Source organism: Ligilactobacillus saerimneri (assembly GCF_036689625.1).
Taxonomy (GTDB): Bacteria; Bacillota; Bacilli; order Lactobacillales; family Lactobacillaceae; genus Ligilactobacillus; species Ligilactobacillus saerimneri.
The window spans coordinates 753,290-779,240 of sequence record NZ_CP144759.1 but is presented as its reverse complement, the minus strand read 5'-3'; the positions used below and the strand labels follow the sequence as shown (position 1 = coordinate 779,240).

The 25,951-nt window shown below is 42.1% G+C and carries 24 protein-coding genes; 1 reads left to right on the top strand and 23 read right to left on the bottom strand.

The features are described from left to right. Positions 1-40: 40 nt before the first annotated feature. From V3C97_RS03760 to V3C97_RS03750, 3 genes are all read right to left on the bottom strand, one after another. A complete protein-coding gene (locus V3C97_RS03760) occupies positions 41-805 on the bottom strand; it encodes a DeoR/GlpR family DNA-binding transcription regulator (RefSeq protein WP_009554417.1) in 765 nt (254 codons plus the stop codon). Between the two features lie 202 nt (positions 806-1,007). After that, a complete protein-coding gene (locus V3C97_RS03755) occupies positions 1,008-1,931 on the bottom strand; it encodes a manganese-dependent inorganic pyrophosphatase (protein ID WP_338434509.1) in 924 nt (307 codons plus the stop codon). Positions 1,932-2,060: 129 nt separating this feature from the next. After that, entirely contained in the window at positions 2,061-3,029 is a 969-nt protein-coding gene (locus tag V3C97_RS03750; protein ID WP_338434508.1) for a LysR family transcriptional regulator, read from the bottom strand. A 306-nt stretch (positions 3,030-3,335) separates the two neighbouring features. Between V3C97_RS03750 and V3C97_RS03745 the strand changes: the two genes are divergently transcribed. Beyond that, positions 3,336-4,175 (top strand): MurR/RpiR family transcriptional regulator, encoded by an 840-nt coding sequence (locus V3C97_RS03745; RefSeq protein WP_027826577.1) that lies wholly within the window; start codon positions 3,336-3,338, stop codon positions 4,173-4,175. Between the two features lie 162 nt (positions 4,176-4,337). Here V3C97_RS03745 and V3C97_RS03740 read toward each other — a convergent pair whose 3' ends face one another. The 20 genes from V3C97_RS03740 to V3C97_RS03645 all read right to left on the bottom strand — a co-directional run bounded on the left by V3C97_RS03740 (position 4,338) and on the right by V3C97_RS03645 (position 25,569). Further along, positions 4,338-5,324, bottom strand: a complete 987-nt coding sequence (locus tag V3C97_RS03740; protein ID WP_338434507.1) for a Gfo/Idh/MocA family oxidoreductase — start codon at positions 5,322-5,324, stop codon at positions 4,338-4,340. Positions 5,325-5,327: 3 nt separating this feature from the next. After that, entirely contained in the window at positions 5,328-5,996 is a 669-nt protein-coding gene (locus V3C97_RS03735) for a ribose-5-phosphate isomerase A (RefSeq protein ID WP_338434506.1), read from the bottom strand. A 178-nt stretch (positions 5,997-6,174) separates the two neighbouring features. Next, complete coding sequence (gene pyrE / locus V3C97_RS03730) at positions 6,175-6,792, bottom strand: orotate phosphoribosyltransferase (RefSeq protein ID WP_338434505.1); 618 nt, start codon at positions 6,790-6,792, stop codon at positions 6,175-6,177. Beyond that, on the bottom strand, positions 6,789-7,508 hold the full coding sequence (gene pyrF, locus V3C97_RS03725) for an orotidine-5'-phosphate decarboxylase (protein ID WP_338434504.1): 720 nt from the start codon (positions 7,506-7,508) through the stop codon (positions 6,789-6,791). Before pyrF ends, pyrE begins: the two co-directional genes overlap by 4 nt. Before the next feature lie 8 nt (positions 7,509-7,516). After that, positions 7,517-8,464 carry a dihydroorotate dehydrogenase gene (locus V3C97_RS03720; RefSeq protein ID WP_338434503.1) on the bottom strand — a complete coding sequence of 316 codons (948 nt, stop codon included), beginning with the start codon at positions 8,462-8,464 and terminating at the stop codon, positions 7,517-7,519. Next, positions 8,457-9,242 (bottom strand): dihydroorotate dehydrogenase electron transfer subunit, encoded by a 786-nt coding sequence (locus V3C97_RS03715; RefSeq protein WP_338434502.1) that lies wholly within the window; start codon positions 9,240-9,242, stop codon positions 8,457-8,459. The genes V3C97_RS03720 and V3C97_RS03715 overlap by 8 nt, the downstream gene beginning before the upstream one ends. Positions 9,243-9,254: 12 nt before the next feature. Then, entirely contained in the window at positions 9,255-12,440 is a 3,186-nt protein-coding gene (gene carB, locus V3C97_RS03710) for a carbamoyl-phosphate synthase large subunit (RefSeq protein WP_180849652.1), read from the bottom strand. Then, entirely contained in the window at positions 12,433-13,518 is a 1,086-nt protein-coding gene (locus V3C97_RS03705; RefSeq protein ID WP_027826585.1) for a carbamoyl phosphate synthase small subunit, read from the bottom strand. Before V3C97_RS03705 ends, carB begins: the two co-directional genes overlap by 8 nt. Position 13,519: 1 nt before the next feature. Further along, the gene (locus V3C97_RS03700) at positions 13,520-14,806 is read right to left on the bottom strand and encodes a dihydroorotase (RefSeq protein WP_338434501.1); all 1,287 of its coding nucleotides are present in this window, start codon (positions 14,804-14,806) and stop codon (positions 13,520-13,522) included. Next, on the bottom strand, positions 14,806-15,762 hold the full coding sequence (locus V3C97_RS03695) for an aspartate carbamoyltransferase catalytic subunit (protein WP_268889436.1): 957 nt from the start codon (positions 15,760-15,762) through the stop codon (positions 14,806-14,808). Before V3C97_RS03695 ends, V3C97_RS03700 begins: the two co-directional genes overlap by 1 nt. 128 nt (positions 15,763-15,890) lie before the next feature. Beyond that, positions 15,891-16,436 (bottom strand): bifunctional pyr operon transcriptional regulator/uracil phosphoribosyltransferase PyrR, encoded by a 546-nt coding sequence (gene pyrR / locus V3C97_RS03690; RefSeq protein ID WP_027826588.1) that lies wholly within the window; start codon positions 16,434-16,436, stop codon positions 15,891-15,893. 175 nt (positions 16,437-16,611) lie between these two features. Next, positions 16,612-17,517, bottom strand: a complete 906-nt coding sequence (locus V3C97_RS03685; RefSeq protein ID WP_338434500.1) for an RluA family pseudouridine synthase — start codon at positions 17,515-17,517, stop codon at positions 16,612-16,614. Then, complete coding sequence (gene lspA, locus V3C97_RS03680; protein WP_338434499.1) at positions 17,514-17,975, bottom strand: signal peptidase II; 462 nt, start codon at positions 17,973-17,975, stop codon at positions 17,514-17,516. The genes V3C97_RS03685 and lspA overlap by 4 nt, the downstream gene beginning before the upstream one ends. Positions 17,976-17,981: 6 nt before the next feature. Continuing rightward, complete coding sequence (locus V3C97_RS03675; protein WP_338434498.1) at positions 17,982-18,365, bottom strand: EbsA family protein; 384 nt, start codon at positions 18,363-18,365, stop codon at positions 17,982-17,984. 133 nt (positions 18,366-18,498) lie between these two features. Beyond that, on the bottom strand, positions 18,499-19,185 hold the full coding sequence (locus V3C97_RS03670) for a type 1 glutamine amidotransferase domain-containing protein (RefSeq protein WP_338434497.1): 687 nt from the start codon (positions 19,183-19,185) through the stop codon (positions 18,499-18,501). 121 nt (positions 19,186-19,306) lie between these two features. Further along, on the bottom strand, positions 19,307-19,603 hold the full coding sequence (locus tag V3C97_RS03665; protein ID WP_338434496.1) for a metalloregulator ArsR/SmtB family transcription factor: 297 nt from the start codon (positions 19,601-19,603) through the stop codon (positions 19,307-19,309). A 237-nt stretch (positions 19,604-19,840) separates the two neighbouring features. Next, a complete protein-coding gene (locus V3C97_RS03660) occupies positions 19,841-20,404 on the bottom strand; it encodes a hypothetical protein (RefSeq protein ID WP_338434495.1) in 564 nt (187 codons plus the stop codon). Then, complete coding sequence (locus tag V3C97_RS03655) at positions 20,364-23,711, bottom strand: DEAD/DEAH box helicase family protein (protein ID WP_338434494.1); 3,348 nt, start codon at positions 23,709-23,711, stop codon at positions 20,364-20,366. Before V3C97_RS03655 ends, V3C97_RS03660 begins: the two co-directional genes overlap by 41 nt. Beyond that, positions 23,711-24,796 (bottom strand): Eco57I restriction-modification methylase domain-containing protein, encoded by a 1,086-nt coding sequence (locus V3C97_RS03650; RefSeq protein WP_338434493.1) that lies wholly within the window; start codon positions 24,794-24,796, stop codon positions 23,711-23,713. The genes V3C97_RS03655 and V3C97_RS03650 overlap by 1 nt, the downstream gene beginning before the upstream one ends. Beyond that, positions 24,796-25,569 carry a methylase gene (locus tag V3C97_RS03645; protein WP_338434492.1) on the bottom strand — a complete coding sequence of 258 codons (774 nt, stop codon included), beginning with the start codon at positions 25,567-25,569 and terminating at the stop codon, positions 24,796-24,798. Before V3C97_RS03645 ends, V3C97_RS03650 begins: the two co-directional genes overlap by 1 nt. Positions 25,570-25,951 lie beyond the last annotated feature (382 nt).

Below are 25,951 nucleotides of genomic sequence, written 5' to 3'. Positions count from 1 at the left end.
AACTCCTATGACATTTCTTTTCAGTATACAGCTTTTATTCTTATTTGTCCTTGTTTGAAGCTACAACAATTTGCGTATCTGGTGAGAACATCGCTCGTTGCTCCTTAGTCAATTCCTGATCTGTGATAAAAATAGAAATCTTGTCCAAGCTACAAATTCGATAATATGAATTGTTAACAAATTTTTGATGTTCAGCCACTAAAATCACTTTACGTGCCCGTTTAGCAGCTAACCCTACGATTTCGGCATCTCCTTGATCAAGAAGATAAATTCCGTTCTCGTCAATTCCAGAAGCCGCAACAAAAGCCGTGTCAAACACTACGTTATTTAGCTCTTGGATAGCTAGGTTAGAATAGAAGAAACGATTTTCATGGTCCAATGTCCCGCTCAAAACCTTAACCTTAACCTTATTATGCTCAGATAAAGCAATACAGTTATCCAAAGAGTGGGTCACTACGGTCAACGGTAAGCTGAGATTTTGACATGTTTTCAGTAAGATTGTAGATGAATCAACAAAATAAACGTGGTGAGGTTTAAAATATTCCACTGCTTTTAAAGCAATTTGGGTCTTTTCTTTGGTGAAACTAGCCAAACGGCTCTGAAAATTAGGGACACTTCGTCCAAAATCCAATGGAAGAATACCCCCGTGTGTCCGCTTCACTTCTCCCCGCTTAGTTAGCAGAACAATATCGCGGCGAGCTGTATCTTGTGAGATCCCGAATTCTCTCATGATGTCTTTGGTTGACAACTCTTGCCGCTCTTCTAGCAGCTGTTTGATCAACTCGATTCTTTTTTCTTGACTCACTGTGTGCATCTCCCATTTCTTTAAAGAATATATACACTTAATTATACACCATTTAAAGTATAGTTGGGCTTAAAATCGGTATTATTAAGTGTATAACGGATTTTTATCGCTAAATCTGCATACTTTTGCATACTTAAAAAGTTTTTATTAAAAGACGAGCAAAATAAAAAGACCGGTAAAAACCGATCTTTTACTACTAATCTTAGTTGAAAGCTTCTTGCATTGGTGGAACAACTTGCTTCTTACGGGAAACAACACCTGGCAAGTCCATCTTACCAGCAACTAATTCCTTACCAAAGGCCTTTTCAACAACATCAGTTGGTTCACCAACTACTAACAAGCGTGTGTTAGAGTTCAAAATGTCTGTAACCATCAATAAGAACAGGTCGTAGCCTTCACTAGCATTTTGTTGCTTGATAGCTGCTACTAGCTTATCTTCACGAGCAAAGACATCATCTAAGTCAACAGTATTAACTTGGTCAACACGTACAGACTTGCCACCCATTTCGAAGGTCTTAGCATCGCTAGTGATTAGTTCTTCTTCTGTCTTATCATCTAACTTCGTCCCAGCCTTGAGCATCTTCATACCGTAGTCTTCACAGTCAACATGGGCTAAAGCAGCTAATTCCTTAACTGCAGCAACGTCCTGGTCAGTTGTAGTTGGGGACTTGAGCAGTAAAGTATCAGAAATGATCGCTGATAACATCAAGCCGGCCAGCTTTTCAGGAACAGCTACTCCCCGTTGTTTGAATTCGTTAAAAATAATGGTACTAGTGCAGCCAACTGGTTCTGCATGGTAGTACAATGGTGCAGCTGTGTTGAAGTTAGCAATCCGGTGGTGGTCGATCACATTAGTTACCGCTACATCAGCAATATCATCCGCACTTTGTTGTGGTTCGTTGTGGTCAACCAACATTACAGCTTCAACTTCATTTTTAACGGTTGACACAACCCGTGGTTGGTCTTCGTTAAAGTAGTCCAATACGAAAGCAGTTTCGTCATTTGGTGTCCCCAAGGCAACTGCTTCAGTATCTGCCCCTAATTGATTTTGTAAATATGAATATGCCTTCGCAGCAACGATGGCATCAGTATCAGGATTCTTATGTCCGAAAACTAATTCCTTCATGAAAAAATCTCCCATCTAAGTAAAATACAACTTCCCAACTAATCATTTTTTAATTTAAGAAGTTCTTTCTAATAATTAATAATACGCAAAGTACCCATTTTTAGCAAGTGTTCTTACCATAGTAATCCGCTATTCGTTGTCCGCTTGGTTAATGCCTTTCAAACGACTGACATAGTCTTTTTCTGTCAGGTAATTGTCAAAAGCCTTTAAGAAATTAGCGATTCTTGGAATTTGGTCCTTACCCTTACGGAAGACAAAGGCCAAGTCAAACTTAATCTCAGGATCTAGTTCAGCAGTATGGATGTGTTCATCTTGCTTATGCGCCAAGATGAAAGACTGTGGTAGAACAGCATAGGCACCAGTCCGTTTAGCAAAGCGGTAGATCTGAGTCGGTGTGGCAAAATGAGCTACACTCTGCGGTTCATCGATCATCGCATTCTTGTAGGCTTCTTTGCCCAGTTCACTCAAGTAATAATTCGGTGGGTAAGTTACCCATTCATGGTCAAGGGTATCCTTGAGCCGAATCTTCTTACGTTTTTCCAGTTTAGGATTTTGATGAACAAAGAGCAGCTCTTCAGTAATGATCTTTCTGGTCTTATATGGTTTCCAATTTTTAATAGAATCGTCTGGAAGGTACATAATCGCCATATCAATGGTGTTATTTTTGAGACCCTCCCACACTTCTTTACGGGTCAACATGTACGTGGTTAACTTGATACCTGAGTTTTTCTGGAAGTATTGCACCCCAAAATCTGTCAAGACGCTGTCTTCAATGGAAGCCAAAATCCCTACTTTGATGTCACCGTGCGTCGCACTAGTTGATTGTTGGATCTCATCAGAGGCCTCATTGAGAATTTCGTAAATTCTATGGGTAGCATCCAGCATCGTATATCCAGCATCAGATAAATGTAACTTTTTGCCGACAGAATAGAACAACGGCGCACCAACAGTTCGCTCCAATTTTTTGATTTGTTGTGTTAATGCCGGCTGAGTGATTCCCAGAATCTGCGCTGCTTGCGTATAGTTCATCGTTTCGGCTAATTGGAGAAAATAGCTCAATGTTTTTGAAGAAAAAATCTTCTCTTGTTTAGTTTTCATAACTACATCCTTCTTCACAAAAATTAGTCAAACAGGTATAAATAATCCCTTATGCTTCTTAAAATATTTTACAACATCTCAAAAATATTTTAAAGTTAATTCACTTCTTGAGGGCATAATTGCTCCTTTGTTATGAAACCGTGCTCATTAAGATCTAAGTAAATACTTTAGGAAAAATACTTATTGGTATTCATAGCAGTAGTCTCAGTTTTCCCTCCCCTTTTATCCTTCCCTAACCGTTTATTATTGTAGCTATCAAGTCTTAGGCGGTATAATTAAAAATAGATATTTACCAGGAGGACGCAAATGAACGATCAAAATATCATCAATGTAATCTACAGCAAACTAGCTGGGATGCGTCCAACAGACCAAAAGATTGCGCAGGTTTTATTGGAAGACCCCGCTCGGGCTGTGGACTTTACTATTTCTCAATTAGCCCGGCTAGCGGCGGTTAGTGACGCCTCGGTAACCCGCTTTTGTAAAAGTCTGGCCTTGACGGGGTTCCACCAGTTAAAAATCGAACTTGCCAAAGCTGCCAATGATCAAACTAATTATTACCAGCAGGTCAACGCAGATAATATCCAAAAAGCATTGGCTAGTATTTCTGCTAATAAGGTTGCCGAAGTGAAAAACACTCTGGCACCTATCGCAACCGCTACGATTGAACAAGTATTGTCCTGGATCAAAGAAGCTCGGCTCATCCAAATTATTGCGGAAGGCGATACTGTTCCTGTTGCCATTGACGCAGCATATAAGCTCAACCAGCTAGGCTTCTTAGCAATTACTGCTGATTCATGGGAAACTAGCATTGCCCAGACTCTAAATATGTCACCGCATGACTTGATCATTGTCATTTCGAATTCAGGTGAGGCTCTCCGCTTACTGAAGCAAATTAAAGAAGCCCAGAAAAAGCATATCCGGGTGTTAGCCATCACTAATCGCGATGATTCGCCTATCGCACTAGAAGCAAACCTTCATTTACAGACCGCTGTACGTCAAAAAGTATTCCAGTCGGAATATTATTTTTCTAGGATTGCCGCTGCCACTGTTATTGAAGCAATCTTCCTACTTTTGATCGCAGATGATGAAACTCGGCGTGAACACATAAAAACACATGAAGCTTTAATTTCTGATGCCAAAATATAAGGTAAGCGGAAAATAATCTTCGCAGTATCTGAAGGTATTAAAGAACAAAAAACAAGACTGGTAAGAAAACATAATTTTCTTCCAGTCGTCATTTTATTCTCTATCTGTAAAATACAACGCTACTATCTGAGGACTGGATCTGCCCAGTCTTTTTATTTTTCCCTACTTATTATCAAACGGATACCGCATTCCCCACGCCGTCCGTACACTATCTAGCAGGTGTGCAACATCATGCGATAAGGCTAATTCCCCATCATCATGCCCCTGCTCAATATACCGTTGCATATCTTGAACTTCATATGCCAGAGCGTCTGCACTCACACCAGCAGTCAAAGTAGTATGCGTTTCTCCATGGGCACTAGATGTATAAGTGATCTGAGCCTCTGTTGCCCGCGGATACTGGTCGATTTCAACATAACCTTTTGTTCCTGAAACCACACCCCGCTTTGGCTGCTTAGCCCGCATCGACAAAGCCATTACCGCCATTTGCTCACGGGTGTTTTTCATGATGATTCCTGATTGCTCATCCACCCCTGTTTCAAAGAACTTTACCATCGTTTGCACCGCATTAGGCTGCTCGTCCATAAAATACCGTGCAAACGCTGTTGCATAGCCCCCGATGTCCAAAAGAGCTCCTCCTGCAAGCTCCTTACTGAAAAAGCGGTTGTTGACGTCATAGTCCTTTAAGCTTCCAAAATTAACTTGAATCATATGAATTTCGCCTAATTTACCAGCATTGATCAGATCTTTTACCTGCTTATAGATTGGCATATGGTAAAGAGTGAAGCCTTCGCTAAGGATCAGATTTTTCTTTCGGGCTAATGCTGCTACCTCGTCAAACTGATGGGCATTAACTGTTATGGCTTTTTCACAAAAAACATGTTTGCCCGCCAAAAGCGCCTTTTTAATATATTCATAGTGAAACGTGTGGGGCGTAGCAATATAAACTACGTCCACATTCGGGTCATTAAGCATCGTGTCTGCATTAGTATAGGTATGCAACACATGTTTTTCTGCGGCAAATTTTGCTAAATGAGCAGCAGTTGGTGCTGTCGCCGCATAAATTTCCCCATTAACCTGATTTAAGGCATCAGCCATTTCGTGAGCAATCCAACCAACACCAATAATTCCCCAATTTAATTTTTTCATATTTTAAGCCTCTTTCGTAATTTCTACTGCATTGCCCTGCTGATCCAACGTAATTACTGCTGTTACCACATCTTTAAAATACGAACTACTGATCACACCATTAAAATTCACTAGTTGCATGTTAATGGTATCAATTGCTTGCCAATCAGAAGCATAAACGTCCACTAAACTATTACCCCGTGGTGTCCGTGCAAAAGCAGCCACCACCTCGTCCCGTCGGTGGAACGCTTGTAACCCCAACTGCCGACACCGGTCTAATACTTGGGGAACAGCGGCTGGAATGACTTCCAAGCAGAGTTGGACGGTGTTTGGTAAAGTAAGACCTACTTTCTCTGGCGTTGCCAGCAAAATGTATTGGTCTGCTGCCTGGGCATAAATTTTCTCGTCCGTATGAATTCTACCGTTACTCTTGAGTGCATTCAAAGATTGGTCTACTGCGTCACACCCATCAAACGCAACGGCAACATGCTCAGTTGCGTTGAGTGGTCGCACTGCTAAGCCTAATTCTTGGCATGCTATTCGTGTATACTCAGAAGGTGAAACAAGGGTCAACTTCAATTCTGGGTGTTGTTTGAGAACCTGTGCAAGTTTATAAACATTACTGCCGCCCCCCAAACTTACAGTTGTCTGGGGGTAAATTTTAGTTAGTGCTAATTCGGCAATGGTTGCCATCGGATACACCTACCTTGTAATTATTTTCACCTTTGATGATAAGCACTACTAAAATTTTTGTCAAATTATTTTCATTATTAAACTGAATAAAGAAAAATATTTTCAAAAAACAATTAAAAATAAGAGATGCTCACATCGCGAAACGTTAGTGAACATCTCTTATTTGTGTTATAAAATCCTATGCCCAGTTTTCTGGATCTTGGCGCCATTCTTGTAACACTTGCTTTTGTTCAGTTGTGATGTAGTTTTCTTCATTAGCAACATCAATCAATTCACTATAATTAGTCAGTGTATGGTAGGTCAAGCCTGCTTCCTGGAAGTTAGTATCCAGCGTTGCTAATTGATAGCTAAAGATCCCACAAGTTCCGATCACATCGGCCCCCTCTTTGCGCGCTGCAGCAACTGCCTTTAAGATACTGCCACCTGTCGAGAACAAATCATCAATAACAACTGTCTTGGCTCCCTGGGGTAATACCCCTTCAACCTGCCGGCCACGCCCGTGGTCCTTAGGCTTCGACCGAACATAAACCAGCGGAAGATTGAGTTCAGCGGCAATCCAAGCTGCATGCGGGATACCTGCCGTAGCAGTTCCGGCAATTACCTCTGCCTTTGGGTAATTTGTCCGAATCAGATCAGCAATGCCCTGGGCAATCTGTGTTCTAACTTGCGGATAGCTGATAGTCAGCCGGTTGTCACAATAAATAGGACTTTTGATCCCGCTTGCCCACGTAAATGGTTCATCGGGAGATAATTTAACTGCTTGAATTTTTAGTAAATCTTTAGCTACTTCTTTCATTCTCTTTCTCCTCTCCATAGGCGCATTACTTGCCGGTAAGCTGCTACTGGATCTGCTGCTTGCGTGATCGCACGTCCAACTACGATTCCGGAAGAATGTTGGGCTGCTGCCTGGTCTGGGGTCATCACTCGTTTTTGATCCCCATGATCATTACCCACCATCCGGATTCCAGGCGTAATCCGCATAAATTCTGGTGCAGTTGCTTCCATAATCATGGCCGCTTCTTGGGCAGAACAGACTACCCCGTCCATCCCGGAACTTTGGGCTAAACGTGCATAATTACGAACACTTTCCTGTAAATTAACCCGCACCAATTGTTCATTGGCTACCATATTCTCATCAGTTGAGGTCAACTGGGTGATCGCCAGTAACTGCGGAACATTATTTCCTCCTGCTCCATCCAGCAACCCTTCCTTGGCCGCCAGCATCATTTCCCGGCCACCACTAGCATGAAGGGTGGTTAAGGATACACCCATTTGTCCGATCACCCGCATCGCACTAGCTACTGTATGAGGGATGTCATGGCATTTCAGGTCCAAGAAAACATCGTGTCCACGTCCAATTACCCGCTCTACTACTGCTCGGCCTTCGCTATAAAAAAGCTCCATCCCGATTTTCACGAATAAGTGTTCATCTTTTGGAAAACGATCTAAGAACCGGTATGCCGTCTCTGCATTGGGAAAATCCAAGGCAATAATTGGTCGTTCAATTTTCATGATAGTTTTTATCCTTTCTCACCCCGAAGCATCTGTCCGGTTTGACTACATAATTCTTGCAGGGTTGACACCTGGTATTGGTCCATTGTTTTCGGCAAAGCGTCAATAATATGCGGACAAACTAATGGATCGTGAAAATGTGCCGTTCCGACCGCAACTGCACTAGCACCTGCCATCATCATTTCTAAGGCGTCCGCAGCTGTTTCAACTCCGCCCATCCCAATAATTGGAATGTTAATTGCCGCTGCAACTTCCCGAATCATGCGAACTGCAATGGGCTTAATTGCCGGGCCAGAAAGCCCCCCTGTCTGGTTAGCCAAGACTGGCTTACGGGTCTTGAGATCAAGTCGCATTCCTAATAGGGTATTGATCATACTTAATCCATCTGCCCCAGCATCGGCAACTGCTTGGGCAATCTCTTTAACATCCGTCACATTGGGAGAGAGCTTGACATAAACAGGAACTGAGCTGGCTTTTTTAACCGCTGCGGTCAGCTCTGCTGCCACATCAGGGTTAGTCCCAAACATCATCCCTCCGTGCTTAACATTAGGACATGAGATGTTAAGTTCCAAAGCTGAGCACATTTTCGACTCAGATAATGCCTGCGCAACAGCAACGTATTCTTCTTCCGTACTGCCAGCAACGTTAGCAATAATCGGCAGGTCAGGATACTTGGCTTGTAATGCTGGCAATTTTTCTTCCAGGACTACTTTTAAACCTGGATTTTGTAGGCCAATTGCATTTAAGACGCCGGACTTAGTCTCCGCAATTCGGGGCGTAGCATTTCCTGCCCGTGGTTCCAATGTTACCGCTTTGGTAATTAATGCCCCTAACTGGTTAAGATCATACATTTGCGCATACTTGCTATCACCAAAAGCAAAAGTTCCACTAGCAGGCATAATTGGATTTTTAAGTTTTAAACCGGGTAATTCAACCGCTAATCTTGTATCAGACACTTAATTGAACCTCCTGACTATTGAAAACTGGACCTTCAACACAGACCCGTAGACTCAGTTTCCCCTGCTTATCGGGAACAACGCAACCTTCACATGCACCTACACCACAGGCCATGCGACTTTCCAAAGACAAGTAGACGTTATCAGCATCAGGATAACGATTTTGTACACTCATCAATAAGCCCAATGGTCCACAAGCATAAATCCGGTCATAATGGTTGTCATGCCATTTATTGTCTAACACTGCACTAACGAACCCTTTAATACCAACCGAACCATCATTAGTCGTGATTGCTAGGTTTCCGTATTGTTGTAATTCATCAGTCGCAAACATTGATTCTTGATTTAAAAAACCAACCGCAATATCCGCTTGAATTCCCCGTGCATGCAATACCTTACTCAAATATAGCAAAGGGGGAATACCTGTGCCCCCGCCAACGAGAAGGGTTCTTTGTCCAGGAACCAAATCAGCAAACGGAAAACCATTACCCAGACTCCCTAAGAGCTTGAGGGTTGCACCTTCGTGTAACTGACTCATCAGCTCTGTTCCGGCACCAACAACCCGGTAAATCAAAGCCAATGTTTGTCGCTCACTATCACAGTCTGCAATCGCAAACGGACGCCGCAACTGATAAGCTTCATCTGGCATCTCCACTTCAACGAAAGTCCCTGGTAAGGCCCCTGCATAATCAAAGTCACCTTGTAATTCTAAGCGCCAGATTCCTGGTGCCAATTCGCGGTGTGCGCTGATTGTCATCTCATAATCATTAACCATCATGTACCTCCTGGCTTATAGTGACTGGGTGGTGAAAGAACGACCCTCCAAGGCGGTCAACAGTGCTTCAGCAGTATTTAAGGAAGTAATCAGTGGAATATTGTGCTCGATTGCTGTTTGCCGGATGACAAAGCCATCGGATGTCACTTCATGGTCATGCCCCATCGTGTTGATTACTAACTGCACTTGGTTTGCTTCTAATAAGCGTAGGATATTGGTCTGATCAGCATTATTTTCATGGATCTTAGTAACTGGAGTAACATGCACACCGTTATCCCGTAAAAATTCACTTGTCCCCGCCGTAGCAAAGATTTGATAACCAATATTTCTAAACCGCCGTGCTAATGGAAGGATTTGCTCTTTGTCCTTGCCATCAATTGTCAACAGAACGCTTCCCACATCAGGCACTGCCATCTTAGCACCAGCAAAGGCTTTGTATAGGGCCTTGGCAAAGGTTTGGTCCGTCCCCATTACTTCACCTGTCGACTTCATTTCTGGTCCTAGGTAACTATCAACATCATCTAACTTGCTAAAGGAGAATACCGGTGCCTTAACATGGATCAATGATGATTCAGGGGCTAAGCCTGGCTTGAACCCTTGTTCTTTTAAGGATTGTCCTAGAATGGCGCGAGTGGCCACTTGTGCCATTTCGATCCCTGTGATCTTGCTCAAGAATGGCACTGTACGACTAGCCCGTGGGTTAACTTCAAGAACATAAGCTTCGCCATCGTGGATGATGAATTGGATGTTCATGATCCCCTTGCACTTGAGAGCAACCGCTAATTTCTCAGTTGCAGCGACAATTTGGTCAATTACGTCCTGATTGAAACTCTGGGGTGGGTAAACTGCCATCGAGTCCCCAGAGTGGACCCCAGCGTGTTCGATATGTTCCATGATCCCTGGTAAGAGCACATCAGTTCCGTCACAGATCGCATCGACTTCACATTCGCGTCCTTCGAGATAAGCGTCAATTAAGATTGGGTGAGCTAAACCAACTTCAGTATTTTCTTTGAGATAGTTAGCCAATTCTTGTTGGTTATTGACAATTTCCATGGCCCGTCCGCCTAAAACGTAACTTGGCCGAACTAATACTGGATAGCCGATTTCTTCAGCGGCTGCTATTACTCCCGCTTCAGTGGTTGCCGTCTTCCCAATTGGTTGCTTCAATCCTAACTCAGTGATCACTTCATCGAACAGTTGCCGGTCTTCTGCCCGGTCCAAGTCAGCAACGGTTGTACCGATGATTTTTACCCCATTTTCTTCCAGGCCTGCAGCTAAGTTAATCGCAGTTTGCCCCCCGAACTGAACGATTACTCCTTCTGGTTGTTCAAGCTCAACCACATTGAGAACATCCTCTAACGTCAGTGGTTCAAAGTATAGCTTGTCAGAGATGGAGAAGTCTGTTGAAACAGTTTCTGGGTTAGAATTCATGACAATTGCTTCATAGCCCATTTGTTGGATAGCTTTAACACTGTGGACGGTCGCATAGTCGAATTCAACCCCTTGTCCAATCCGAATTGGACCTGAACCGATGACCAAGATTGATGGTTTATCACTCTTGATGCTTTCGTTTTCTTGGTCATAACTACTGTAAAAGTATGGTGTAGCAGATTCAAACTCTGCTGCACAAGTATCAACCATCTTATATACTGGTCGAATAGCTGCTTCTTTCCGCATTGCCCGGACTGCTGCTGGTGTGCTTTCCCATAAGCGAGCGATAGAATCATCGCTAAAGCCGTACCGCTTTGCTTTCAGCAAAATATCCTGATCTTGTGGATGATGTGCAATTTCTTCTTCAAGTTCGACAATGTGCTTGATAATGTCCAAGAAATAGGTCGTAATCTTGGTGATTTCATGTACACCTTCTAAAGAATAGTTGCGCCGGAAGGCTTCTGCCAAGTAGAACAAACGGTCATCCCGTGCATAAACCAGCCGCTTTTCCAAGACTTCATCGCTAACTTGGGCTGCTTCTTTGGAGTACAGGTCTTTTTGGTCAATTTCAAGTGACCGCACTGCTTTTTGCAATGCTTCTTCGGCATTTCGTCCAATTGCCATTACTTCCCCTGTGGCCTTCATTTGGGTTCCCAAAGTTCTGTCGGCCCGAGAGAACTTGTCGAATGGCCACCGTGGAATCTTAGCAACCACATAATCCAAAGCTGGTTCAAATTCAGCATAGGTCGTCTTAGTAACAGGGTTGATGATTTCATCTAATGTCAAACCAACAGCGATTTTCGCTGCCATTTTAGCAATTGGATACCCCGTTGCTTTAGATGCTAAGGCCGAGGACCGGGACACCCGCGGATTAACTTCGATAACATTGTAAGTATAACTATTAGGATCTAATGCCAGCTGAACATTACAGCCCCCTTCAATCTTCAAAGCCCGAATCAGCTTCAAAGAACAATCCCGCAGCATTTGATATTCGCGATCAGTCAAAGTTTGCGTGGGCGCAAAAACGATTGAATCCCCAGTGTGAATTCCCACCGGATCAAAGTTTTCCATCGAACAGACAACCATTGCATTATCGGCTGAGTCCCGCATTACTTCGAACTCAATTTCTTTATAGCCCTTGATACTCTTTTCGATCAAACATTGGGTTGCGGGAGAAAGGTCTAACCCATTAGCCGCAATTTCTTCTAGTTCTTCACGGTTATTACACATACCACCGCCAGTACCGCCCATTGTAAAGGCTGGCCGGACAATCACTGGATAACCAATTTGTTCCGCAAAAGCGACCGCTTCAGCAACCGTGTTAACAGTTTTGGAAGCTGGGACTGGTTCGTGTAGTTCATTCATTAATTCCTTGAACTTTTCACGGTCTTCAGCCTGGTCAATGGAAGCTAACTTAGTCCCTAACAATTGAATGTTTAGTTCATCAAGAATGCCACTCTTGCCTAAGGCCACAGCTAAGTTTAAGGCAATTTGCCCCCCTAAAGTTGGCAATATTGCGTCCGGTAATTCTTGGCGGATGATCCGCGCTACTGATTCAACAGTCAATGGTTCAATATAAACTTTGTCAGCAATCTCAGTATCCGTCATGATTGTTGCTGGGTTGGAGTTAACCAAAACCACTTGGTAGCCCTCTTCTTTAAGCGCCAAGCAAGCTTGGGTCCCAGAATAGTCGAATTCCGCAGCTTGCCCAATGATGATGGGACCTGAGCCGATAACTAAAATTTTGTGTACATCTGTTCTCTTAGGCATTTTGCTCTTCCTTTCGCTTATCCATTGCATCCATGAAATCATCAAAGAGGTCCACCGCATCATGTGGTCCTGGAGCTGCGTCGGGGTGGAATTGAACGGAGAAGGCCGGATAATACTTGTGTCTTACTCCTTCAATCGTCCCGTCATTGATTTCCTGATGGGTGACAATCAGATCAGTATCTTTTAATGAATCTGGTTCAACCGCATACCCGTGATTTTGAGAGGTAAAGGCGATTCTTCCTGTTGCAATTTCCCGTACGGGGTGGTTAAAGCCCCGGTGACCAAACTTCATATGGTAAGTATCCGCACCGTTAGCTAGGCAGAAAATTTGGTGTCCCAGACAGATCCCAAAAAGAGGCAACTTTTCTTGGATCTGACGACACATCTCGATCGCATGGGGAACATCCTTAGGATCGCCAGGGCCATTAGAGAGGAGCACCCCATCTGGATGAAGTTGGAGGATCTCTTCTGCAGTGGCCGAAGATGGCAACACAATAGTGTTGCAGTTACGCTCTGCCAATTCCCGCAAAATACTATGCTTAACCCCAAAGTCAACCAAAACAACATTGCGCTTAGAGCCTGGGTTAGGATATGGTTTGCTAGTTGATACCTGACTCACAATGTCTTTATTGATAACAGTTGCTTTTAACTGATCAAAAGCATGTTCGTAATCATCCATGCTGTTGATCAAGCTTCCCTTCATCGTTCCGTGTACCCGTAACTTCTTGGTTAAAGCCCGGGTATCGATTCCTTTCAAACCGGGAATACCCATTTGTTCTAGAAACTTAGGCAACGTTTCCTGTTGGCGCCAATTACTTGAAACCCGCGCTACTTCGCGACAGATTACCCCTTTACAGTGCGGTTGGAGGGATTCACAATCATCAAGATTAACCCCATAGTTACCGATCAACGGGTTAGTAAAAGTCAAAATTTGATTAGCATAGGATTGGTCCGTGATGGCTTCTTGGTAACCGGTCATCCCTGTTGTAAAGACAACCTCGCCAGTGGTTACTTCCTGGGCACCAAAAGCCTCCCCTTCATAAACGGACCCATCTTCTAAAATTAAGTAACGTTTCATGCTATTTTTCCTCCCGCGAGTAAGCAATGTTTCCTGCAACCAATGTCATAGCAGTCATGCCATAGACTTTCATACCTGTAAATGGAGTATTAACCCCCTTGGAGAAGTATTCTTCTTCCGTTAAAACATGTTCATTTTCAAGGTCAAAAATGGCAATATCGGCTACTGTCCCTGGCAATAACGAACCGCTATCGTTTAACTTGAAGATTTCAGCTGGTTTGCTAGTCATCCAAGTCAACAGTTGTTCTAAGGTAAAGATACCTTTCTTAACAAACACTGTATACAGAGTTGCAAATGCTGTTTCACTACCAGTGATCCCGAAAGCAGCCGTTTGCATATCCCCTTGTTTTTCTTCGCGACTGTGTGGTGCATGGTCAGTAGCGATCATGTCAATTGTTCCGTCCAAAAGTCCGGCGATTAATGCTTGGCGATCTGCCTCACTCCGCAATGGCGGGTTCATCTTGTAATATGGATCTGCCTTAGTGATTTGTTCATCACTCAAGAGGAGGTGATGTGGGGCTACTTCACAAGTAACATTGATCCCTTGCTGCTTAGCCCACCGAATCAAAGCTACACTTTCTTTAGTTGAAACATGGCAGACGTGGTAGTGAACCCCAGTTGCTTGGGCTAACATTAAGTCCCGTGCTAACTGTGAGGATTCACATACGCTTGGAATCCCTGGGACCCCCAACGCTTCGGCTTGCGGGCCAGCATTCATTACCCCGTTATTTTTCAGAGAATCATCTTCAACGTGCGCAACGATTGGTAATCCTACTTGGGCGGCAGCTTGCATAGCTTGGAACATCACTCCAGCTGTTTGGACACCATTACCATCATTGGAAAAGCCAAAGGCACCTGCTGCTTTCAAAGCTTTGAAATCGACTAACTCATCGGTTGTCCGGTCAACTGTAATCGGAGCATATTGTTTAATGTGAACTACCCCATCTTTATGGTTGATAGTAGTCATAGCTTGGAATAACTCCGGTGTATTGGGTACAGGCGTTACATTTGGCATTGCCCCTACCGTTGTAAACCCACCGTGAGCTGCTGCTTGCGACCCAGTCGCAACTGTTTCTTTGTAAGTTTGTCCTGGTTCCCGATAGTGAACGTGCACATCGATCAAACCGGGGCTGACTAATTTGCCCTTAGCATCAATCACCCGGTCAGTTGAACGCAAATGTTCGAGGTGTGATCCGATTGCTTGGATTCGATCATCTTTGATAAGGATATCCTGTTGGGTTAGCTTACCTGCCAAGAATACTTGACCATTTTTAATTAAAGTTTTCATTAGTTTAGTCCTCCTAATTTGCGTCCTCTTAATACAGCTTCAATCATTGCCATCCGGGCAAAGACTCCATTTTGCATTTGTTGGAAAAACATTGACTTAGGTGCTTCGACCAGGTTTGATGCCAGTTCGACTCCCCGGTTGATTGGACCTGGGTGCATGATGATCGCATCATCTTGCAGGCGGTCATACCGTGCTTGGTTAATTCCGTATTGAGCATGGTATTGCGCAGCATCAAATTGTGCTTCATTGGCATCATCTTGGTGCCGTTCATGTTGTACCCGCAAGAGCATTACGACATCCATCTGGTCAACCAAGTCATCAACAGGTAAATATTGTCCGTAATGTTCAAACTCTTCTGTAAACCAGTACTTAGGACCTGAGAAGTAAACTTCAGCTCCCAGCTGGGTGAGCATTTCCATGTTACTGCGTGCCACCCGTGAATTGGTTAAGTCCCCGATGATAGCAACCTTCAACCCTTGAAAATGTCCAAAGTGTTCATAAATGGTCATCAGGTCAAGGAGACATTGTGATGGGTGTTGACCACTACCATCGCCTGCGTTAACCACCCCAATATTGAGATGACTATTTGCAGGCAAGTTGAGCAATTCCTGATAATATTCGTTTTGTGGGTGGCGGATTACTGCAAGATCAACTCCGACTGCGTTCAGAGTTAGTAAAGTATCATACAACGTTTCGCCTTTTTTCACCGAACTTGATTGGGGATCAAAGACGATCTGCTTCATACCCAGCTTGCTTTCAGCCATTTGAAAACTTGATTTAGTCCGAGTGGAGTTTTCAAAGAAAAGATTGGCTACATACACATCAGTTGCTAATTCCAAATGGGCTTTACCCTGCTTGAATGCTTCTGCCCGTGTGATCAGTGCCATTACTTCATCGTTGGTCAACCCTTCGACGCTCACAAAATTTGTTAATTTTACCTGCTTCATTATGCTCATCCCTTATTCCTTATTAAAAAATAACGCCCTGAATATTACTATCCAGGGCAAGTTAAAGAGACTACTGACCATATGCCAGCATCAGTGTCAACTTTTCGCTCTCTCTGGAGTCAATTAAAACGTTGCTTTTATTCGGTTTTTAAAGCTTTTAGGAAAATTCCATCTTGACCATCAAGTTCTTCGACCTTAACGGAAATTTGTTCTTTAAGTGATGTTGGAACGTTCTTCCCTACGAAGTCAGCCCGAATTGGTAATTCACGGTGCCCCCGATCTACCAAGACCGCCAAGTTGATGCTCTTAGGACGCCCTTGATCCATGATGGCGTCCAAAGCAGCCCGCACGGTCCGGCCAGTAAAGAGAACATCATCAACTAAGATGACGTGTTTGTCAGTAATATCAAAACCAAATTGTGACTCTTTAACAACTGGGTCTTTCTTAGTTGTGAGATCATGGCGGTCATCACGATATAGCGAGATGTCTAAGACACCTACGGGCACCTTTTTATCTTCTAATTGTTCCAACCGTTGGGCAATCCGTTCAGCCAAGTAGATCCCCCGCGTTTTGATTCCGACTAAGGCAATGTCCTCAATCCCCTTGTTTTTTTCGATGATTTCATAGGTCATCCGTGTTAATGCTCGTTTCATCGCCATTGCGTCGATAATTTCTTTTGCCATTACTGTGTCCTCCTTAAAACAAAAAACCACTTAGTTAGGTCAAGCTTAACTAAGTGGTTTAATCTTAATACATTTACTTAGATCTAGCTCAGGCTAGTCTAAGTCTACCGTTACTAAAGATTCTACCTTCTTAGCCTCACAGGACTAACTTAAAAGCATATCTATCATACATAATCTACTGTAACTTGTCCGTTTTGTCAAGAAATTCCAAGGTTTGCTGGAAATTAGTTGGTAGTGGTGCTTCAAACGTTAATAACTCCCCAGTCCGCGGATGCTTAAAACCTAACTTTTGTGCATGTAGAAACTGACCTGCACCCGGAAGTGTTTTTCGCGGTCCATACAAGGGATCACCAGCCAAAGGATGGTCGATATACTTCATATGGACCCGAATTTGGTGGGTACGCCCGGTCTCTAGAATGCACTTAACTAATGTATAGTGCTGGTACCGTTTCAAAACCTCAAAATGGGTAACTGCTGGTCGCCCTTCAGCAATAACTGCTTGTTTTTTGCGGTCTTTCTTGCTACGGCCAATCGGCGCGTTGATCGTTCCTTTGTCAGGTTTAATCCGGCCGTGAACAAGGGCGATATATTCGCGAATATTAGTTTTTTCTTTCAACTGATGCGCTAGACTGCGGTGAGCCCGGTCGTTTTTGGCCACCATCAATAAACCTGAAGTATCCTTGTCGATCCGATGGACAATTCCCGGCCGATAAGTGCCATTGATCGTGGAGAGAGGCGAATGGTATAGCAGGGCATTGACCAATGTATGGTCTGGGTGGCCCGGAGCTGGGTGGACAACCATTCCCTGTGGCTTGTTGACAACGATAACATCTTCATCTTCGTAGTAAATATCGAGGGGGATGTTTTCTGGTTCAACCTCCAATGTTTGAATCTCTGGTTCATCAAAGGTCACCACATCCCCAGGTTCGACTTTATATTTAGGCTTAGTCACCTGCCCGTTCACTTTGATATTTTCTGCTGCAATCAGTTTTTGCAGTTGCGATCGGGAATACTCAGGTAGCAAACCCGGCAGTACCTTGTCTAACCGTCCAGTTTGATCGGTTATCTTAATCTCTTTCATGCTAGTGAATCATCCTTTAACAATGCAAATAGTATTACGACCACGCCCAGGGTTAAGGCAATGTCAGCAATATTGAAAATGGGGAAGGAAATGAAACGTAAGGCAAACATATCAACAACATATCCCCGCCCTAAACGGTCAATAAAGTTCCCCAGCGTCCCCCCACATAGAAGACTGAGCCCGATAACATACCACCAGTTCTGGTATTTCTTCATAAAAACATATGCCATTACCCCCAGTGCGAGCACTGAAATTATTACAAAAAAGAGGTGCTGACCGGAAAAACTGCTCCATGCAGCCCCAAAGTTCCAAATGTGGGTCAAATCAACCACTCCTGGAATAAGTGGTTGTTCATGATTGAAAGCAATATTGCTTTGCACCCAGGTTTTGACCCATTGATCCAAGGCAACGATCATGCCCACTATGAGGACAGCAACAGGAAGGCTTTTTTTCATCATTATCACCTACTTTATTACAGTTGTTAAGTACTGCTGGAGTTGGATACGGTCGGCTTTGCGTAATAAGACCCCATATTCCCGAAACTGCGTTTTGAGAATTAATTGCCCCCGCCGAACTGTCACTGCCTGAATTTTGGCAAACTTAATCCGTTTAGTGTTTTGGGGGATCAAGGTATGCAAAACAACGGTATCATCTTCAAGCGTAATGAAACGACGCCATAGTTGAATAACTACTAGAATGACAAAGAGGCCTAAAAACAGGGCCGTCCAAATCTGAAAAACAGTAATTTCCAACCATAATAACATACTGATAAAAAAGACGATTAGGGTAAATGACCAACAGATAATGCTGGTTGGAATATCGGGTTGATAGAAAAGACGTTTGTTCATAACGTACAACCTCACCTTTGAATAATTGATATTACTCATTATACCCTGGTTCCCCTGGTGCGGGCGAGATATTGGAAAAAATTTACGATTATTCAAGGTTTCTTTTTCTGTTCATCACTTACTTTTGCCAGCATTACTGAGCAGAAGCCAAGGCTGTCAGTAATTCCTGGGCGACCGCTTGGGCTGAAAATGGGTTTTGTCCAGTAATTAAATGTCCGTCACGCAGAGCAAAGGAAGCATACGGACGCTTCTTAACGAAATATCCGCCCCGAATTTTTACTGCCTCTTGGTTAAGAAACGGTACGATCCGCCGTTTTCCGGCTAAAATTTCTTCGCCAGTAGTAAAACCAGTTACTTGCTTGCCTCGCAATAAATTTTCTCCATCCGGACGGTGTAAATTCAATAGTCCCGCAATTCCGTGACACACTGAGCTAATATAACCACCGTGTCGGTAGATATCTTCTGCGATCTGGCGTAAGCCTTGATTATCAGGGAAGTCCCACATCACTCCGTGACCACCAGCATAGTAAATTGCAACATATGCTGCTGGGTCAACATCTGCTGGAGCTAAAGTATGCGCCAAAGCCATTTGCTGGAAGGAAGTTTGTTGATAAAGTTTTATACTTGCTTGGTCAGCATACTTCATACTCCGTGGATCTAGTGGTACATAGCCGCCCTTGGGACTAACATAATCCACTTGATACCCGGCAGCTTGAACCGCTAAAACAAATTCCGTCGTTTCGCCCAACCATAAACCAGTGGCCTCTGATCGGCGTCCGTAAGTAGCTTGATTAGTTTCGACAACTAAAATTTTCTTCATTAAAAATTCCTCCCTCTTCTTAATAATCGTTACTTTAATATCCGTAAGCTTCAACATATTTGTCGCGCACGTTTTTTCTTAAGTTTAAACTTTTAAACATAAAGTGGTAAAAAATAACAGCTTAGCTTTCTAGGGCAGCTGTTAACTCCTTGAGTTGGGCGATGACCGGGACTAAGTTGGGTGAGTAACGACGTTCAACTCCAACTTGGCGAACCTTGATCACACCCGCATCGAGCATTAATTTCAAGTGATGGGAAACAGCCGGACGGGACAAGGATGTCGTCGCGGTTAACTCATTAACTGTCAACTCTTCTTTACAGCAAATCTCCGTCATGAGTTGCTGGCGCCGGGCATCTTGAAAAATTGCAAATGCTGGCATCACTGCCGCAAAAGCGGCTAACGTTCTTTCTTTTTCCATAAGAGCCCTCCTTAGGTTTAAGTGTTTAAACATATTAAAATATTATTGCTAATGTTTGCCAAGGGAGATTGGTTAATTTTTTTGAGCAAAAAATTCGTACTTACGAGCAGCAATTGTTACACTGGTTTTAAATAAAATTATTAAATATTTTGAATATAGTTCATACAAAAAAAGGATTGGTTGCTAATTAACCAATCCTTGTACAAGATGTGTTTAAATTATTATTTCAACAAAGTTTTATCCAGATGAGCTATATAGATAATGGCGCATTTCATCAAAGGAAAAATCAAGTGAAAGGTCAAACCATTGATACTTAGCATGATCAGCACGATAAGTTGTAGCGTCTTTATACGAAACTTGAAACAACAACTGGTCTTTAAAGCGCTCATCAACGTCAAGATACCCGGCTAAGTTCCCACCGGAAATATGCTCATCTAGGTCATCATTGTTAACATAGCCAGCTGTTCCTAAGACGTATGAACCAACGAACCAGCTACACCCTGAATAAAATTCACTCGATATGGAATCATCAAAATTTACTTCTGGAAAAACCAGGTCACTTTGGAGCTGCAATTCTGCATAGTAAAATTTATTTGGCAATATGGGCACTAAAACATACGAACGCTCAACTTGATATGAATGGCCCGTGGCTTGTTTAATGTGTCGATTTGCCTGGTCCGTCACATTGATGACTCTAAACGGAATCCTAACCCCGTCGGCTTCAAGCCAGAAATTAGCCATGGGGAGGTGAATCTTCATATTAATTAAAATAGTTCCCTCCAAACTCTTTCTGAATAACATCTTGCAAGGTACCCTCTTTAGCATACTTAGCAGCATCAATTTGCTTGAAGTGCTTACCAAGCACTGAATGTCTGAGATCGTCATCAAACCCAAAAATATAATTAGTTGCAATTAAATAAATAATACGCGTTGGCGCTAATCCGTACACCTGGTGACACATGATATGGGTAATCCGATCACGGTCATTTGGATACAACTTCTTCATTGTTTCATTTCTGAATAAACGTTTGACTATTTCAGTAATGTAAAGACCAGATTTCATATAAAGATCAGCGAATGTCTTATTCGGATCAACAAATATTCCCGGATTATTGGCTTCTAAATCATCTACCATACGCTTTACCACTGCCCTTGGTGTATAAATCTGATTAGTCTTTTGTGGGGGGATGTAGTCAAAAATGTCTTCATTACTACTTTCATCAAAGTAGTTACTCAACTTATCTCGCAACTCCAAGAACTGTTGAATTGAATCATTGAAAATAACCTCATCAAAGAGATGGCCTTCAAAATGCTTCTTGGTATTAGTCTTTTCATCAAAATAATCACCACCATCCCGTAAGAAACGGAATTGTTCTTCACTTATTCCCGTTACTTCGGCAAAAACATCGTCTTCAGTATAATCATCAAAGTTTTGTAAAGTTAGGTTTTCATCCCCATAAGCCATTATAAAGCTCGGAATAGTGCGCGAAAAGCCCCGTAGATGAGCCCGAACGTCATCTTCAACTTCTTTGACCTTACTTTCTTCACGGTGGTGTTCAACCCTTTTAATCACATCGGTTGGGGTATCTTTAATCGTCTTTTGAACTTCTTCATTAACCTGAGTATTGAAATCATCAAGAATGTTTTCAATCTTAGCTTGGTATTCTTGATGAACTTTAGCCAGCTCTTCATCTGTACGCACAGCTTGTTCCTGGGTCTTGAGTTCTGTTTGAGCAAGCTTTTTCTGATTATTCATTTCATCAGCAATACGGTTGAATTTTTTCTCATTTTCCTTATTAATTTGTTTTTGATAGCGCTCGGCTTCTTTCTTTTTAAGCCGATATTCCTGCCTAACCCGGTTAATCACCTCAGTATTAACTTGATCATTCAGCTGTTTAACTATTTTCTTACTGGCAGCCGCAAAGTCTGACTTATCCATCATTTTAACATCATTGGCTACTTGTTGCCCCGTCTCAGCATAAATCTTATCGCCAAACAAATCCTTAAACTTTCCAATTACTCGTTCATTTGGAACGTCAACTTTACCCTGGTCATTGACAGCTATATCGTCAACATTTTCCAGAGTAGCATTACCTTTCTTAGGGTTAGCTTCCTTAGTTGGTACCAATTCTTTCAGGATCTCCCGCACAGCAGCAGGTGCACCAAAGACACGATCAATATTAGTGAAGAGGAAATTACTCATAAAGCCCCGTTTAACCACTTCTTGTGACTTTAGTCGCCGTGGAATGGACATTACCTGTTTGGCATCCAGTTCAACCATACGGCCTTCTTCATCTTCTCCAATTACTGGGAAAAAGTTTAATAGTTTGCGAATATTTTCTTCATGATCAGCTGCAGTTCCCTTGCCGTTGGCAGTTTCTGCCAATAAATTATTAGCAAACTCATCAAAAATAATTAATGTCCGCGTTGGATCAAAGTCAAAAACATAAGCGTTTTGTTTGCGCATCAAAACACCATTGTGATTGTAAGAGTATGGGTTTTGCGCACGAAAAGCCGCCTGCATATATTCAGATGGGCTCTTCATACTTGATAACATTAATACCCCAGACCATGGTTTAATTGTTACCCCGGTAGTCAATTGTCCCACACTCAAGGTGATTGTTTTGTCATAGTTCTTAATCGCTTTTTGAACTTTATCAAAGGACTTTTCATTAGCCTTAGCGAGTTGTTTATCGTTTAACTGGTCATCCTTAAGTTGACCGTCACCAGCTGCTAGTACAATTTGATACTCACTAAATACTGGGTGGTGCTTTAACTTTTTGGCAAGGGCTTTAGCGCTATTAACCCGGTTTAAAAGCCAGAAAGTATGGGCTAGTTCTTGCCGTAACTCAGGAGTTGAAAAAGGATATTTTTCTTGGGTGGTCAAGGCATCCAGGAAACGATCAACTGCATCATCATATACAAACTTTCCGTTTCTAGTCCGGAAAAATTCATTTAAGTCAAAAGCTGGGTTAACCTTATCTCCATCATCCAATTCGATACCTGCTTTCAATTGGTCTACCATCATGGCTGATATCTGATAAGTATACATGTTAAGCTGAGGCATAACTGCGTATGGGTTGCTACCATCTTCATGGGTTTCATCCCAACTTGCTTTGGCTTTTTGTTCATCTGCATAGGACCAGTTATAGATTTGATCAGCTGCGAACTTTCCTTTAGCTAAAGCTTTAAACGGCGTTCCAGTCAAATGAAGGGTATACTTTCGCTTAATTTTTTCAAAAGCTTTATCCGTCCTGTATGTATCGACACCTTCGTGGGCCTCATCAATGACTAACAGGTCCCATTCTAAGTCCCTAATCCATTTAAGCTTTTCATGGCTCCCACCAAAATGAACAGATCCTTTAAGCCCTTGCAAACTCTCAAAAGTAATCTGCCCATAGTTGCCACCATCTGCAATTGTATTTAAAAATTCATTTCGCGATAGAACTGGTCTATCCTTTAAAGCGTCTGTTTCACTAACAAACTTGTAGTTGGTTTGCCAAGCAATGAATTTGTCAAAATCATCAAACCATGAGTTAGCAATACTAGGACGATTGGTCACCACTAAAACGTTTTGTAACTTCATTCGCCGTATCAGATCATAAGTCGATAAAGTCTTACCAAAGCGAGGTTTAGCATTCCACAAAAATTCGCTTTTTGCTCCGTTTTTCAAAAAGTAGTTCATCGTCTGCTCAACTGCTTGTTGCTGTTCTTGGCGGAGTTCATACTGAGTGCCACTATTTCCCTGAACATCATTAAGATTACGCTCAGTAAATTTATAAAAATATTGGTGAGATGTATCGCCATCGACATGGAACCATTCTGTTTTAGGCTTCCGTTCGACTTTTTTCTTATTAGTTAAATACTCATGAAATTCATGGTCAGTAAAGACTTCATCCGTCCCATCTTGATAGCGTGCATTTCCCTTCCAAAGAATTTTGACCTTTACATCTGCCGTATGCGTTTGTTGTTTAACCCGGTCTTCTACTGATTGACTTTCTGTGTACCCAATTTTGGTCCATCCCTGATGAGAACTATCATTTGGAGTAGTGTAAGCATAAATCATGGGGATGATTTGTTTGAATGATTTAATTTTTGGTGTATTCATTATTTATCACCCCTTATACTACTTACTCTAGCATTGATATATTTAAATTCTTCTTGGCTAAAACCTATGAGATTGCAAAGTTGTTTATCAATTTCTTGAGTAAAATCAATCAAATTATTGTTATTTGTGTAATCTAGTACATCGGGTACCCATTTTGCGAGAGACGATAATGCCTCGTCTGTTAATAAAAAAGTATATTTAATTACTTTAGATTCAGCATACTTCATAAAGTTCTCGGCCTCATCCAACGTATCAAATGACCTCAATGCTACTCTTGACCTGCCAAAAGCTGAGTAATTATCCATAATAGATATTTGGTTATCACGCTTCTGACCACCGGCATTTGCACTCGAAACTACCACTTGAAATTTACTAATATATTCCTTATTTTTTTTGATAGAGTTTAAATCAGCTAAAAACCATGTAGCTCTTCCAGCTTTACCAGCTTTATCATTAGAAAATAACTTTACGTACTTTTTAGTATCGAAATTCCGTTTAAAAGAGTGAATTTTATCGGGATTATCCTCTACAAAACTGCTTTCAATTCCAAATAACGATCTTGGAAGTATCGCATCATGTAAATAATTTAAAGAATACTTTTTTACAAACGTTGATATTTTTGTAATCATAGATAAATCGGCGGGATTCAACGGGAGTATTTGTTCTCCAGGATTATCTAAATTTAATTTTTTAGTTTTACCTGACTTAGAGTAAATGTACTTAAACCCTGAGGTAGTTTTATTCATATCTTTTACAACTATAGAAATTCCATCAGCAATTCCGACCTTATCGAAAATTTCATTTGCATCAGGATAAAACGTTACTTCTTTTAAATGAGGATCATTTATTTGCCTCAATCCAAACTTTTTCATTCCCTTTCCAGATTGCTGAATCCATCTACCACCTGGATAAATTAGAGAAACACACTTTCTTGTTACTTTATCAGCCTGTTCCTGAAACAATTGAAAAACATTCTTTACGCTTTTCTGACCATTTTTCTTACTTAACTCAGAAGTTTCTTCCTGATACGGCGGATTTCCAATCACTACGTCAAACTTAAATTGTTCATTTTCTTGCTTACTCATCACTTTAACTCCCCTTTGTATACCTTTGTTACGTCGCAAATCTGGTATTCTCTAGTCGGTTCTGGCACCAGCAATTCATCAAATAGGTCAAGTTGTCCAACCGTTTCGTCCATATTCTCGTCAGCAAACAACGACTTATAAGTGAACACTTCCCGTTGTACTTTTTTGTCGTCCACCGGCCACCAATGGCTAAACTCAATCAGTTGTCCTTGATTGTTGGTATATTCCAGTGTATTTCCTTGTACGATATTCGTAGCTATCACATAATGTGCTGCTTTATAAAAATCAGTATTGCTACTCAACTGCTTTTGCATCACTGTTTGATAATGATTAATTACTACATCCATCATGGCTGCACGTGCCTTGATCAAGTTATCTGGTAATAGTTCAATCCCATAGATACTCATCAACGCCCATAGTGCTTTTGGGATCCAAGTGCTTTTTGTTGAGCTTTGGTCCACATATGTCAGGCGTTGATGAACGATTTCCCTTAAAAAAGCGCCTTCCCCCGCACTTGGTTCCAAGAATGTTGCATGCAGATCGCAAATTTTCTCCTGAATTGTTGGTTCTGCCAGCATTTTCTGAACCATCCATTTCGGAGTAAAAACTTCACCATGACTTTGAACGCGTGCTTTGGACTTGATTAGTTCTTTGGCTTCGACTGTTTCCTGGAGTTCATAATGTGTTCTCTCAGTTACGTATTCTTTATCATTGAATAAAGAAATTTCCTCTTGCGTTATGCTGGATTGTTCGATTCCCTTTTTCCCTGTCATAATATCCAGATCCCTTCGCACTTCACTGAAGAAAATAAATGTACACAAAAAGAGCCCACTGATTCTTTAAAAATCAGTAGACTCTTAAAAAAGGGCTTGACAAATAAACCTTGACCTAAATAATCAAGGTGTTCTGTTCTGTTCTGTTCTGTTCTGTTCTGTTCTGTTCTGTTCTGTTCTGTTCTGTTCTGTTCTGTTCTGTTCTGTTCTGTTCTGTTCTGTTCTGGTACTAAACATTTTCTCACCTATACAATTATCTAATTCTTTTGACGTAATAATTATAGCAGTTCCCCGTTAATTCTCGTATCTTTTTCAGCGCATTGCTAATCAAAGAGCGTTTTTTAGGACTGATTCTATTTCTTCCTGCCAACTTTTCTTAAGC